This is a genomic window from Pseudomonas sp. 2957, assembly GCF_031456345.1.
GTDB lineage: Bacteria > Pseudomonadota > Gammaproteobacteria > Pseudomonadales > Pseudomonadaceae > Aquipseudomonas > Aquipseudomonas siliginis.
In genome coordinates, this window is the sequence record NZ_JAVDUL010000005.1 from 26212 (window position 1) to 39829 (window position 13618).

Here is a 13618-nt window from a genome sequence, read left to right on the forward strand (position 1 = left end):
CATTCCCACGCGGAGCGTGGGAACGATCAACATCTTGCGGAATGGTGCTTGACCTTGCCCGCATGGCAAGGTTGATCCTGTAGACATCCACTACAGGGAGCGCGACCGATGTCCGAATCCACCACTTTCGATCTGCCGATTGCCGGCATGACCTGTGCCAGTTGCGCCGGGCGTGTCGAGCGAGCGCTGCGCAAGGTCAGCGGCGCCAGTGCCGTCAGTGTCAACCTCGCCACCGAACAGGCGCGGGTACAGGCGCCCGGCGACAGCCTGCCGGCGCTGATGCAAGCCGTGGAGCGCGCCGGTTACAGCGTGCCCCGGCAAACCGTCGAATTGAGCATCGACGGCATGACCTGCGCGTCCTGCGTCGGTCGCGTCGAACGCGCCCTGAGCAAAGTCCCAGGCGTGAGCAGCGTCAGCGTCAATCTGGCCAACGAACGTGCGCACCTCGAATTGCTCGGCCAGGTCGATACGCAAACCCTGCTCGACGCGGTGAGCAAGGCCGGTTACTCGGCCAGCGTCTGGCAAGCTGAACGGCCACAGTCCGATGACCAGCAAAAACGCCTGCATCGCGAGCGCTGGGCATTGATCTGTGCGATCGCCCTCGCTCTGCCGCTGGTGTTGCCGATGTTGCTGCAGCCGTTCGGCATTCACTGGATGCTCCCGGCCTGGGCGCAATTCGCCCTCGCCACCCCCGTGCAATTCATCTTCGGCGCACGCTTTTATGTGGCGGCGTGGAAAGCCGTGCGCGCCGGCGCCGGCAACATGGACCTGCTCGTCGCCCTCGGCACCAGCGCCGGTTATGGCCTGAGCGTCTATGAATGGGCCAGCGCCGCCGGACGCATGCCGCATCTGTATTTCGAGGCCTCGGCGGTGGTCATCGCTTTGGTGTTGCTCGGCAAATATCTCGAAAGCCGCGCCAAACGCCAGACCGCCAGCGCCATCCGCACCCTCGAAGCGTTGCGGCCGGAGCGCGCGATTCAAGTCATCGACGGGCGTGAGCAGGACGTCGCGATCAGCGCCCTGCGCCTCGACGATCTGGTGCTGGTCAAACCCGGCGAACGCTTCCCGGTGGATGGCGAAGTCGTCGACGGCCAGAGCCACGCCGACGAAGCGCTGATCAGCGGCGAAAGCCTGCCAGTGCCAAAACAACCGGGCGACAAGGTCACCGGCGGCGCGATCAACGGCGAGGGTCGTTTGCTGGTGCGCACCCAGGCGCTCGGCGCGGAAACCGTGCTGGCGCGGATCATTCGTCTGGTCGAAGACGCGCAAGCGGCGAAAGCGCCGATCCAGAAATTGGTGGACAAGGTCAGCCAGATTTTCGTGCCGACCGTGTTGCTGATCGCCCTGGCCACGCTGATCGGCTGGTGGCTGTACGGCGCACCGCTGGAAACTGCAGTGATCAATGCCGTCGCCGTACTGGTGATCGCCTGCCCGTGCGCCCTCGGCCTCGCCACCCCGACGGCGATCATGGCCGGCACCGGCGTCGCCGCACGCCACGGCATTCTGATCAAGGACGCCGAAGCACTGGAGCGCGCCCATGAAGTCAGCAGTGTGGTGTTCGACAAGACCGGCACGCTGACCTCGGGTACGCCGCGTATCGCGCACTTCAGCGCGGTCGATGGTGACGAAAACAATCTGCTGACACTGGCCGGTGCCTTGCAGCGCGGCAGCGAGCATCCGTTGGCCAAAGCCGTGCTGGATGCAGCCGCCGAACGCGGCTTGAACGTGCCCGATGTCAGCGACAGCCAGTCGCTGGCCGGGCGCGGCATCGCTGGCACGCTGGATGGCCGGCGCCTGGCGCTGGGCAATCGGCGGATGCTCGACGAAAGCGGGTTGGGTGCCGGTGAATTGAGCTCATCCGCCGAGGCTTGGGAAAGTGAAGGCCGCACATTGTCGTGGTTGATTGAGCAAAGTCCCGAGCCGAAGGTGCTTGGTCTGTTCGCCTTCGGTGACACGCTGAAACCCGGCGCTCTGCAAGCGGTGCAACAACTCGCCGCACGGGATATCCAGAGCCACCTGCTGACCGGCGACAATCGTGGCAGCGCACGGGTGGTGGCCGAGGCTCTGGGCATCCAAAATGTCCACGCCGAAGTGCTGCCGGCCGACAAAGCCGCGACGGTGGCCGAGCTGAAGAAAACCGGCGTGGTTGCCATGGTCGGCGATGGTATCAACGATGCCCCGGCCCTCGCCGCCGCAGACATCGGCATCGCCATGGGCGGCGGCACCGACGTCGCCATGCACGCGGCCGGCATCACGTTGATGCGCGGCGATCCGCGACTGGTGCCGGCAGCGCTGGAGATCAGCCGCAAGACCTACGCGAAGATTCGCCAGAACCTGTTCTGGGCCTTTGTCTACAACCTGATCGGCATTCCGCTGGCGGTGTTCGGCTTCCTCAATCCGGTGCTGGCCGGCGCGGCGATGGCGCTGTCGAGCGTCAGCGTGGTGAGCAATGCGCTACTGTTGAAAACCTGGAAACCCAAGGACCTGGAGGAACACCGATGAACATCGGCCAAGCAGCCCGGCAGAGTGGCCTGAGTGCAAAAATGATCCGCTATTACGAATCGATCGGTCTGCTCAAAGCGGCCAATCGCACCGACAGCGGTTACCGCGTGTACGGCAGCGATGACCTGCACACGCTGGCGTTCATCAAGCGCTCGCGGGATCTGGGCTTTTCCCTGGAAGAGGTCGGCAAGCTGCTGACCCTCTGGCAGGATCGCCAGCGCGCCAGCGCCGATGTGAAAGCACTGGCGCGCCAGCACATCGACGAGCTGAACCAGAAGATCCGCGAGCTCGGCGAGTTGCGCGACACCCTGCAGGATCTGGTCGAGCATTGCAGCGGCGACCATCGCCCGGACTGCCCGATCCTCAAGGAACTGGCGTCGGGCTGCTGCGCGCAACCCGCCCGCGCCTGATCAGCGACAGCGTCACCACGCACAACGTACCGAGGGGAATGCCGTGGAACAGCATGACCACGGCCCCCGGCGTCCACCACGCATAGAACGGCGCAGCGACCAGCATGCCGATACCGAAACCGGTCATCTGCAGCAAGGTCAGCACGCTGAAAATCGGCAGGCGCAACGCCGCAGGTTCCCGTTGCAGCCGTGACATCAGGCTGACTTCGGAAACCCCGTCGCCAAGCCCGGCCGGCAAGGCGAACAGCAGCAGACCGTAGAGGCCGTGCTGCTGGAACATCAGAATGAAACCGCATGACATCAGCGCCACGCCGAAGAAAAATCTTCTTTCGAGGTGGCTGTTCTCCGAGCCCTTGAGGTGACTGGCGATGCGTGCGCCGAGCAGTTTGCCGCTGGCCCATACCGCAAGCGCCAGGCCCAAGGTCGTACTCGCCGCCTCCGGCGTGAGCAGTTTCGAAATGATCGGGAAGCCGACGTTATGCGCGGCACTGCCCAAGGTGTCGGCCATGGTCACCGCGAGCATGGCCGCGACCACTGGCGCCGAACGCAGGCCTTGCCGCAGCGCAAACCATTCACCGCGTTCCGGCTGTTCGCTGACGTGCGTTTTTTCGAAACGCAGCGGCACGATCAGCAGCGCCGCGAGCAAATAGGTCAGCGCGTTGAGGGCGAAGACCGTTTCAAAACCAAAAGCAGCCACCAGCAACCCCGACACCAGACTGCCGCCGACCATGGCGGCTGAAGAGGCTGAAGTGATCCAGGCGTTGGCCTTGAGCAACTGCGCCGGCGCGATCAAACGCGGCAACTGGCTGTTGAGGCCGATGGCGAACATCGAATTGCCCAAGCCGAGGCCGAAGGCAATCAACGGCAACAGCCACGCCTGCTGACTCGCCGGAGTGATCAACAGCAGCCCCAGCAGCGCCGCACGCAACAGATCGAACGCAATCAGCGGCGCGCGGCCCTGCCAGCGTCGGTAGAAGCGTGTGCCGATCAGGCTGGCAAAAATTCCGCCACCGACGCGGCTGGCGAGGAAAATCCCGACGCTCATGGCGCTGTTGCTTAACAGGTAAACGTAGGTGGCCAGCGCGACCATGTTGAGGAAGGCGCCGAAATCGGAGATCAGCCGGGCGGTTACGATCAGGTGGGTGTTGCGTGGGGTGGTCACATTCAGTCCTTGAGTGTGGTTGGAGCGCTGGACAGTAGACGCGAATAAGCCAGGATCCGAAAGCCCCCTCACCCTAGCCCTCTCCCAAAGGGAGAGGGGACCGATTGGGGGATATTTGGGAGATACACCGACCTGAACGTTTTTCTTTGAATCCATAATCGACTCGGTTTTTTCAGGTCGATGTATGGCTAAAGACACCTCGGTCGGCCCCCTCTCCCTCCGGGAGAGGGACCGATTGGGGGATATTTGGGAAATACACCGACCTGAACGTTTTTCTTTGAATCCATAATCGACTCGGTTTTTTCAGGTCGATGTATGGCTAAAGACACCTCGGTCGGCCCCCTCTCCCTCCGGGAGAGGGCTGGGGTGAGGGTGCTTTTTGACTCAAACAAAAAACCCGGCCGAAGCCGGGTTTTTCATCACGCGATCACTGCATCCACGGCGGTGGAGGCGGTTCTTCGGGTTTGCCTTTGGGCGCGTCGTCCGCCGCGCGAATGGCTTGCTTGCGTTCCTCGTCGAGGCGCGCCGCTTCGATTTCGCGCAGCACCCCGCCGACATCCGCCAGGTCCTCCGGATCGTCGAACTCGCCGGTCAGCACACTGTTCGGGTGCAAGGTGCCGGCTTCGTACAACGCCCACATTTCCTTGGCATATTTGGTCTTCTTCAATTCCGGCGCGAAGCGACCGAAGTACGAAGCCATGTTGCCAACATCACGCTCGAGCATGCTGAACGCGTGGTTGTTGCCCGCAGCGTCGACTGCCTGGGGCAAGTCGATGATGACCGGACCGGTCGGGGTCAGCAGCACGTTGAACTCGGAGAGGTCACCGTGCACCAGACCGGTACACAACATCAGCACGATCTGCGAAATCAGGAACGCGTGATACTCGCGCGCCTGATCAGGCTCCAGCACCACATCGTTCAGACGCGGCGCGGCGTCGCCGAATTCGTCGGCCACCAGCTCCATCAACAGCACGCCGTCGAGGAAGTCGTAGGGTTTGGGCACTCGCACGCCGGCACCGGCCAGGCGGAACAGCGCCGCCACTTCGGCGTTCTGCCAGGCGTCTTCGGTCTCTTTGCGACCGAACTTGGACCCCTTCGCCATGGCCCGCGCCTGACGACTGTTACGAACCTTGCGGCCTTCCTGATACTCGGCCGCCTGGCGGAAACTGCGTTTATTCGCCTCCTTGTAGACCTTGGCGCAACGTAACTGATTGCCGCAGCGCACTACATAAACAGCTGCCTCTTTGCCACTCATCAGTGGACGCAGCACTTCGTCGACCAGACCGTCCTCGATCAGGGGTTCAATGCGTTTTGGAGTCTTCATCAGCTTTTATTGTGGGTCCTTTATTACCAAACACGCGAATGTCACTCGTTATACGGCAATCCTCGCCCGACGGGGAGGGGTTGCCGACCTGTGAACCTTGAGGATGCACACACTGTGCCGGATCAATCGCAGCGACCCGGGCGAATCATAGCCGAGACCGTGGCATTGATTGGTATCGCTCGGCAAGGGCATTTGCGACAGAATCTGACATGGTCGGTGAACTTCAGTTGCCCTCACCCCAGCCCTCTCCCAGAGGGAGAGGGGGCCGACCGAGGTGTCTCCCGTAATGCATCGACCTGAGAGACCGCAGCGCTTATGGTTTGAATCGCATCTCTGGATTCGGTGAAGGGCGCTCAGGTCGGCGTCGATTTCAAGCATCCCCCGATCAGTCCCCTCTCCCTTTGGGAGAGGGTTAGGGTGAGGGGCTTTTTCAGCGTTCAATGATCGCGGTGACACCCTGCCCGCCCGCCGCACAGATCGAAATCAACCCTCGCCCCTTACCCGCCGCATCCAGCAGCTTGGCCAGATTCGCGACAATGCGCCCGCCCGTCGCGGCAAACGGATGCCCCGCCGCCAGCGAACTGCCCTTCACATTGAGCCGACCGCGATCAATCGAACCCAGCGGTGCCTCGAGACCCAGGCGGGTTTGGCAATATTCGGGATCTTCCCAGGCCTTGAGCGTGCACAAGACCTGCGCGGCGAAGGCTTCGTGAATTTCGTAGTAATCAAAATCCTGCAAGGTCAGGCCGTTGCGCGCCAGCAAGCGTGGCACGGCATACACCGGCGCCATCAGCAGGCCCTCGGCACCGTTGACGAAATCCACTGCCGCCGCTTCGCCGTCGCGCAGATAAGCAAGGATCGGCAAGCCGCGCTCTCTGGCCCATTCTTCACTGCCGAGCAACACCACCGAAGCGCCATCGGTGAGCGGCGTGGAATTGCCCGCCGTCAGCGTGCCCTTGGCGCTTTTCTCGAAGGCCGGTTTCAGCGCGGCGAGTTTTTCCAGGGTCAGGTCCGGGCGCAGATTGTTATCGCGGGTCAGGCCGAGGAACGGCGTCATCAGATCGTTGTGCCAGCCTTCGCTGTAGGACGCGGCGAGTTTGTGGTGGCTTTCGAGGGCCAGTTGATCTTGTTCTTCACGGGGAATATTCCAGGTCTGCGCCATCAGTTCGCAGTGCTCGCCCATCGACAGGCCAGTGCGTGGCTCGCCGTTGCGCGGGAATTCGGGGATCAGGTGCTGGGGGCGCAACTGCAAAAGGGTTTTCAGTTTGTCGCCGGTGCTCTTGGCGCGGTTGGCCTGCAGAAGAATTCTGCGCAGGCCTTCGCTGACGCTGATCGGCGCATCGGAAGTAGTGTCGACGCCGCCGGCAATGCCGCAGTCGATCTGGCCGAGGGCGATCTTGTTCGCCACCAGCAACGCCGCTTCCAGACCGGTGCCGCAGGCTTGCTGAATGTCATATGCCGGTGTCGTCGGAGACAAGCGCGAGCCGAGCACGCATTCGCGAGTCAGGTTCATATCCCGTGACAATTTAAGCACCGCGCCTGCCACCACCTCGCCGATGCGCTGGCCGTGCAGGTTGTAGCGCTCGATCAGGCCTTCCAGCGCGGCGGTGAGCATCGCCTGATTGCTGGCCGTGGCGTACGGCCCGTTGGAGCGGGCGAAAGGGATGCGGTTACCGCCGATGATCGCGACGCGGCGCAGCTGGGTCATGGATAACTCCTGTGGAATTTGCGGATTCACATGGAAACCTGTGGGAGCTGGCTTGCCAGCGATGGGGGCGGCACTCCCAACCCTTCAGCGGCTGACACTCCGCCATCGCGGGCAAGCCCGCTCCCACAGGGTCAGTGGTCTACTCTGCTAAACCAGCGTAGGCCTTATTGCGCCGATCGAACGATTGATTGCCGTAGGCAGTCCACACTTTGAACCCCAACTTCTGGAGAGCGTTCCATGTCTGACCGCTATATCGACTTCGCCAACTCATCCTTCGGCCATCGTCTGGTCGGGGCCTTGGGCCTGCCGTCGCCGGTGCGGCTGGAACGCTGGCAGGCGGGGCGTCTGCGGCCGATCGAGGGCGCCCTGTTGATCGGTGGCGGGCCGCTGGCCGAACGGATCAGCGTGTTTGCCAATCGCTTGACCGACGCGATCTACAGCTACGGCACCGAGCCCTCGCTGGCCACTGCATGGATCCCCGGCCACGGGCCGAAACTCAAAGCGGTGGTGTTCGACGCCAGCGATCTGCAACACACCGACCAACTCAAGCAGTTGCGCGAATTCTTCCAGCCATTGATGAAGAACCTCGACCATAGCGCGCATCTGGTGATTCTCGGCCGCGCGCCGGAAACCCTGCCTGATCCGTTCGCCTCCAGTGCGCAGCGAGCACTCGAAGGCTTCTCGCGCTCGCTGGCCAAAGAGCTGCGCGGCGGTGGCACCTTGCAGCTGATTTACGTCGGCGAAGGTGCCGAAGATCAACTGGAAGGCCCGCTGCGATTCTTCCTCTCGCCGAAAAGTGCATTCGTTTCCGGCCAGGTGATTCGCCTGACCGCGTGCGCCACGCCAGTGACCGACTGGACCCGTCCGCTGGCCGGGCGCAAGGCGCTGGTCACCGGTGCTGCGCGCGGCATCGGCGCGTCGATTGCCGAAACCCTCGCCCGCGATGGCGCCGAGGTTATCCTCCTCGATGTGCCGCCGGCCAAGACCGACCTCGAAGCCCTCGCCGCCCGCCTCGGCGGCCGTGCGATCACACTCGATATCTGCGCCGATGACGCCGCCGCGCACTTGATCGAACAGCTGCCCGACGGGCTCGACATCCTCGTGCACAACGCCGGCATCACCCGCGACAAAACCTTGGCCAACATGACCCCGGAATTCTGGGACGCGGTGCTGGCCGTCAATCTCAACGCGCCGCAAGTGCTGACCAAGGCGCTGCTCGACAGCGGCACCCTGCGCGACAACGCACGGGTGGTCCTGCTCGCCTCGATCAGCGGCATCGCCGGCAATCGCGGGCAGACCAACTACGCAGCGAGCAAGGCTGGCCTGATCGGTCTGGCCCAGGCCTGGGCGCCAACGCTGCTGGAACGCGGCATCAGCATCAACGCCGTAGCCCCCGGTTTTATCGAAACCCAGATGACCGCGCACATCCCGTTCGGCCTGCGCGAGGCCGGGCGGCGCATGAGTTCGCTGGGCCAGGGCGGCTTGCCGCAGGACGTCGCCGAAGCCGTGGCGTGGCTGGCGCAACCGGGCACGGGCGCGTTCACCGGGCAAGCGTTGCGGGTCTGTGGGCAAAGTGTTCTGGGGGCTTGAGCATGAGCATCGAATGGCACACGCTGGATCGCGAACCGAGTCTGCCCGCGCTGTACTCGCGGGCGGCGACGCGACGCAAAATCACCGGTACGCAACTGCCCGACAGCGGCCTGCGCTGCTGGGTTGATATCGACGGCAAGCGGCTGGCGGCTTATCGCAAGGTCTGCGGTTTCGTCGATGACGGCCTGCTGCCGCCGACCTATCCACACATCCTCGCCTTTGCCTTGCAGATGCAATTGCTCACGGCCAGGGATTTTCCCTTCCCGCTGCTCGGGCTGATTCACCTGAGCAACCGCATCCGCGTGCTGCGGCCGATGGGCGCGATGAGCCGCGCGCAAGTCAGCGTGCATGTGCACAATCTGCAACCGCACGCCAAAGGCGCGACGTTCGATCTGCTCACTACCCTGGACGATCAACTCGGGCCGCTGTGGGAAGCCGAAAGCCGGATGCTCTGTCGCGGGGTGAAACTCGAGGGCGAGGCGCTGGCACAGGACTGGCAGCCGTCGCAGGATTTGCTTGAGGTGACGCGTTGGACTGCGCCGGCCGATATCGGTCGCCAGTATGCGAAAGTCTCCGGCGACTACAACCCGATTCACCTGAGTGCAGCGAGCGCCAAGCTGTTCGGTTTTCCCACCGCGATCGCCCACGGACTGTGGAACAAGGCACGCACACTGGCGGCACTCTCTGATCACCTGCCCAAAGCCAACCTGGAAATCGCCGTGCACTTTCGCAAACCGGTGCGCCTGCCCAGTGAAGTGACATTGCTGGCCAGTGCCGCGGGCTCCAGCGGTGAGTTGCGTCTGATCGGCGCCGGCGACCTGGAACATATGGTCGGTCAGTGGCAACCGATCGCCTGATCTGGCGGGGCGGAAAAACCCGTTAATTGTGTATATATCACTTAAGTTTTTCCGCGCCCTGCCCGCTGCTTTGCAAAAAACCGAGCCTTGAATTTCAAGGCTTTTTTTTGCCCGTTTATTACCTGGGTATTAGTCCTTCGGCATAGCGCCGAGCCCTCTATATAAAGGGGTTAATACCAACTTGAGAATGGTGAAAAACCTGCCCTCGACTGAGATTACAGCCACGGACGAGGCATCGCCGACGACAGATCGGCGAGCCATCGAAGGCAACGTAACGTTGTGACAGGTGCAGGAATCTCAATCATGAAAACTCAAGTGATGTGGTCCAAATCGGCAATCGCGCTGGCACTGATTCTTTCGGTCGGCCTCGTCGGCTGCAGCAGCGGCGGTGGCGGTCATCGCAGCAGTTCGGGCAGCTCGACGGCGGACGGCACGGCGGGTACCGATGGCAGCGGTGGCGCGGGCGGCGGAACCGGCGGCGATACTGCCGGCACTGGTGGCACAGGTGGCACCGGCGGCGATACCGCAGGCACTGGTGGAACCGGTAGCACTGGCGGTACTGGCGGAACCGGCGGCGGCACCGATCCGACCAATCCGACAGACCCGACCGATCCCACCAACCCGACCAATCCCGCTGCACCTTCGCTGGTGACCACAACACTTGTTCAGGATGTCGGCAAAACCGTCAGCGGTGTCGGCGATGGCGTCGGCCAGATCGGCGATTCGCTGAGCACTGTTCCGGTCGCTGGCGGCATCGTCCAAAGCCTGGCCAACACCACCGGCAACGTGGTCAGCACCTTGGGCGATGGCGTCACTGATGGCATCGGCAAACTGGCCACTGACCCCAATGGCCTGACCACCACCGTCGCCTCGGTTGGCGGCGTGGTTTCCGATGTTGGCGGCGGCGTGTCAGACCTCAGCGTCAAACTCAACACAGCGACCCGTAGCGTTCCTGTCGTTGGCGGTGTAGTCACCCGTGTGGCGCCGCTGGTCGATGGCATCGGCGAAAAAGTCACCATGCTTGGCGACACCCTCAACACCTCAATGACCAGCGGCCCGACCAGCCAGTTGACCGACAAGGTCGGCAGCGGCCTGGTACCGGTGATCGCCATGGTCGAAAGCACCACCGACAAACTCGGCGATGCCACCGGTCTGGGTGATCCGCTCAAAGGGGTGATCTCGAAAGTGGGCGGCACGGTGAACAGTCTTGGCGGCAAAGTTACCGACGCAGGCAGTGGCAATGCCCTGACCAACACCCTCGGCGGCGCCCTGAGCAACACCGGCACGGCGGTCGGCAAAGCGGGTGGTCTGGTGTCCAATGGCACTGGCTCGGGCAGTGGCGGCATCGGTGGCGGGCTGGGCGGCACCGGTCTGCTGCAAACTGTCGGTGGTGCGGTGGTCAACGTCGGCAGCGGTCTGAATGCCGGCAGCACCAGCGGCGTGGTCAGTGCCGGCGGCGTCACCGCCGGCGGGCTGGGCAACACGATTGCTTCGATCAACACCGTACTCGGTGGTTCGGGCACACCGATTACTGCATCCACCTCGCCGCTGGCCAGCGTCGGCGCCGCTGTCGGTGCGGGACTCAATCCGGTCACCAGCGCGGTCACCACTGTCACTCAACAGGTCGGCGCCGCTACCGGTCTCGGCACTCCGGTCGCTGGTCTTACAAATCAGGTGGGCGCCGCAGTCGGCAATCTCGGCGGAGCGATTGCCGCCACCAACAACCCGGTCACCACTGCTGTCGGCGGTCTGGTTACCAACGTCGGCGGCACCGTGGCAGCGGTCGGTGGTCTGGTCAACAGCGGCACTGCCACTGGTGGCGGCACGGCAACCGGTGGTCTGGGCGGGGTACTCGGTGGCCTGACCGGCGCGTTGAGCGGCACTCAACGCTGAATTGCACCTGGCCGATTCGACGGCCTTACCTACAGCGCCTACGCTTGGTTGAGGGCGGAAGATTCCCACGAGTCTTCCGCCTTTTTTCTACGGAAAAATCTGCCCTGTGCTGTGTTCTGACCATGGAGTGTCCTATGCGCGTACTGGCATCCCTGCTGTGCCTGAGCCTCAGTTCCGCTGCCCTCGCCGACACCTTGCCCAGCTTTCTCAACAGCAACGAAACCATCCGCAACCTGCCCGTTCCCAACCTGCCCGCCGACGCCTATCGCCCGAGCGCGGCGCCGCTGCAAGTGCCGGACCCGGGTGCGACCGCCGCGCAGCCACTGCTGATGGAAACCAAGGTCAACCTGAAGACCGTGCAGATCGAAGGCGGCACGATCTACCCGCTCAACGAACTCGCGGAAATCTACAAGCCCCTGATCGGCCGTCAGGCCAGCCTTGCCGAACTGATCGAAGCCACGCGCAACATCACCCGTCGCTATCAGCAGGACGGCTATCTGTTGTCCTACGCGTTCCTGCCGCAACAGAACTTCGATGACGGCGTGGCCCGCGTGGTGCTGGTCGAGGGCTATGTGCGCGATATCCAGATGCAGGGCGACATCGGTCGGGTCAAAGGCCTGCTCGATAAACTCGCCGCGAAAATCCAGGCCGAACGCCCGCTGACGCGCAAGACCTTCGAGCGCTACACCACGCTGATGAGCCGTATTCCTGGCGTGACCATCCAAGCGCAAGTGCCGCCACCGGGCACCACCGATGGCGCGACCACCCTGGTTGCCCAGGCCAGTCGCAAACCGTTCACCAGCACCCTGAGCACCACAGAAGACAACCGTAACGGCCCGCAGGCGTTGCTCGGTGTCAGCAGCAATTCGCAGACTTCGATGGGCGAACAGTTGAGCCTCAGCGGCCTGTTCCCACCGGGTGACGACAAAGAGCATTACTACCGTCTCGACTACAGCCAGTTCCTCGATACCGAAGGCACGCAACTCAACGTCTCGGCCTCGCGTTACCGCGCCGACCCGGACACCGAAGTGCTGGTCGGCGGTGGCGGACGCCTGAGTACCCACCGCGAGAACGATCGCTACTCGATCGGCTTCAGCACGCCCTTGATCGCCTCCGCCAACGAACTGCTGACCGCCGGCTCACGCCTGTATGCGGTCGACGACAAGACGCGCTACGACGGCATCAACTTTCCCTTCAGCACCGAACTGCGCACCGACGTCCGCGCCCTGGCTTTCGAAGGCGACTGGCGCAAGGCCGACGCCCGCCAACTGCGCATCCTCAGTGCCGGCGTCTACCAGGGCTTCGACAGCCTCGGCGCACACACCAACTACGACGACATCGACCTGGATTTTTTCCGCGTGCGCTTGTCCGGCGTGCAGAGCGACAAGTTCCTCGACAACTGGCAAGGCGTGCTCTCGGCGGCGCTGTACTGGAGCGACGACACCTTGCCCGACAGCGAACGCGCCGTGTTCGGCGGGCAGAACTTCGGCCGTGGCTACCCCGACGACCAGGCCTCGGGCGACAAGGGTTGGGGCGTGGCCTACGAGGTCAACTACAGCTTCAACCGCGACGGCAACTGGGTGCGCATCCTGCAACCCTACGTAGTTGTCGACCGCTCGCGCAGCTGGTTCAACCAACTGCCGGTGCAGGCCAACAACCTGTCATCGACCGCCGTCGGGCTGCGCTTTGGTGATGCCAAGTATTACAACGTGGCGCTGGAAGTGGCGAAGGCGATGTCGGATGAAGCACTGGATACGTTCAATCGCAAGCCTCGGTACAGCATCAGTTTCAGTTATCAGTTGTGATGGTCGAGCGGTGTGTCAGTCAGGATTTTTTTGACTGACGCACCGCCTTCGCGAGCAGGCTCGCTCCCACAGATTCGGCGGTGTTCATGGTTGCTGAGTACAACCGCCGTCCCTGTGTGAACGAGCCTGCTCGCGAAAGGGTTCGGCTATTCAACTGATTTATCGCAGCGCTTAAACCAGCCGTTTAAACACACGCCCCGTTACCTCGCAACAGCCCACAAATCCTTGCGCCGTTGCCTACGGCTACGCCAGAATCCGCCGGCTTGTGCGCCTGGGGCGCGGGTTCTATCGTTTGCCTGCCACTGCTCATCAGTGGTCGGGTTTAGTCGCCCGCTTGTCCACGACGCACAGGTTCCTGTCAGCCAGG

At 63.0% G+C, this 13618-nt stretch carries 9 protein-coding genes; 6 read left to right on the forward strand and 3 right to left on the reverse strand.

Annotation, left to right across the window (positions count from 1 at the left end; all coding sequences use genetic code 11):
• The first annotated feature begins 108 nt into the window (after positions 1-108).
• Positions 109-2502, forward strand: coding sequence for a copper resistance metal-translocating P1-type ATPase CueA (cueA, locus tag J2Y39_RS18485; RefSeq protein ID WP_310219086.1), 2394 nt, complete (start codon positions 109-111; stop codon positions 2500-2502).
• Positions 2499-2912 (forward strand): Cu(I)-responsive transcriptional regulator, encoded by a 414-nt coding sequence (cueR, locus tag J2Y39_RS18490; protein ID WP_016771827.1) that lies wholly within the window; start codon positions 2499-2501, stop codon positions 2910-2912. Before cueA ends, cueR begins: the two co-directional genes overlap by 4 nt.
• On the opposite strand, the gene J2Y39_RS18495 is transcribed toward cueR, so the two are convergent.
• The 3 genes from J2Y39_RS18495 to J2Y39_RS18505 form a co-directional block, all read right to left on the reverse strand.
• Positions 2866-4074 (reverse strand): MFS transporter, encoded by a 1209-nt coding sequence (locus J2Y39_RS18495; protein ID WP_310219088.1) that lies wholly within the window; start codon positions 4072-4074, stop codon positions 2866-2868. The genes cueR and J2Y39_RS18495 overlap by 47 nt on opposite strands.
• A gap of 427 nt (positions 4075-4501) precedes the next feature.
• On the reverse strand, positions 4502-5398 hold the full coding sequence (locus J2Y39_RS18500) for a PA4780 family RIO1-like protein kinase (protein WP_016771829.1): 897 nt from the start codon (positions 5396-5398) through the stop codon (positions 4502-4504).
• A gap of 430 nt (positions 5399-5828) precedes the next feature.
• The gene (locus J2Y39_RS18505; protein WP_310219090.1) at positions 5829-7106 is read right to left on the reverse strand and encodes an acetyl-CoA C-acetyltransferase; all 1278 of its coding nucleotides are present in this window, start codon (positions 7104-7106) and stop codon (positions 5829-5831) included.
• A gap of 237 nt (positions 7107-7343) precedes the next feature.
• Here J2Y39_RS18505 and J2Y39_RS18510 point away from each other — a divergent pair, with 237 nt between their 5' ends.
• From J2Y39_RS18510 to J2Y39_RS18525, 4 genes are all read left to right on the forward strand, one after another.
• The gene (locus J2Y39_RS18510) at positions 7344-8696 is read left to right on the forward strand and encodes a 3-oxoacyl-ACP reductase (RefSeq protein WP_310219091.1); all 1353 of its coding nucleotides are present in this window, start codon (positions 7344-7346) and stop codon (positions 8694-8696) included.
• Between the two features lie 2 nt (positions 8697-8698).
• Entirely contained in the window at positions 8699-9553 is an 855-nt protein-coding gene (locus tag J2Y39_RS18515) for a MaoC/PaaZ C-terminal domain-containing protein (RefSeq protein WP_310219093.1), read from the forward strand.
• A 303-nt stretch (positions 9554-9856) separates the two neighbouring features.
• Positions 9857-11446: a collagen-like triple helix repeat-containing protein gene (locus tag J2Y39_RS18520; RefSeq protein ID WP_056787746.1), complete on the forward strand. Its 1590-nt coding sequence runs from the start codon at positions 9857-9859 to the stop codon at positions 11444-11446.
• Between the two features lie 134 nt (positions 11447-11580).
• The gene (locus tag J2Y39_RS18525) at positions 11581-13251 is read left to right on the forward strand and encodes a ShlB/FhaC/HecB family hemolysin secretion/activation protein (protein ID WP_056787743.1); all 1671 of its coding nucleotides are present in this window, start codon (positions 11581-11583) and stop codon (positions 13249-13251) included.
• Positions 13252-13618: the final 367 nt, after the last annotated feature.

Bases quoted from the DNA above. Each gene is read 5' to 3' on its own strand.
- J2Y39_RS18515 (WP_310219093.1), top strand. From the start codon at position 8,699: ATGAGCATCGAATGGCACACGCTGGATCGCGAACCGAGTCTGCCCGCG.
- cueR (WP_016771827.1), top strand. From the start codon at position 2,499: ATGAACATCGGCCAAGCAGCCCGGCAGAGTGGCCTGAGTGCAAAAATG.
- J2Y39_RS18505 (WP_310219090.1), bottom strand. From the start codon at position 7,106: ATGACCCAGCTGCGCCGCGTCGCGATCATCGGCGGTAACCGCATCCCT.
- J2Y39_RS18500 (WP_016771829.1), bottom strand. From the start codon at position 5,398: ATGAAGACTCCAAAACGCATTGAACCCCTGATCGAGGACGGTCTGGTC.
- J2Y39_RS18525 (WP_056787743.1), top strand. From the start codon at position 11,581: ATGCGCGTACTGGCATCCCTGCTGTGCCTGAGCCTCAGTTCCGCTGCC.
- J2Y39_RS18510 (WP_310219091.1), top strand. From the start codon at position 7,344: ATGTCTGACCGCTATATCGACTTCGCCAACTCATCCTTCGGCCATCGT.
- cueA (WP_310219086.1), top strand. From the start codon at position 109: ATGTCCGAATCCACCACTTTCGATCTGCCGATTGCCGGCATGACCTGT.
- J2Y39_RS18520 (WP_056787746.1), top strand. From the start codon at position 9,857: ATGAAAACTCAAGTGATGTGGTCCAAATCGGCAATCGCGCTGGCACTG.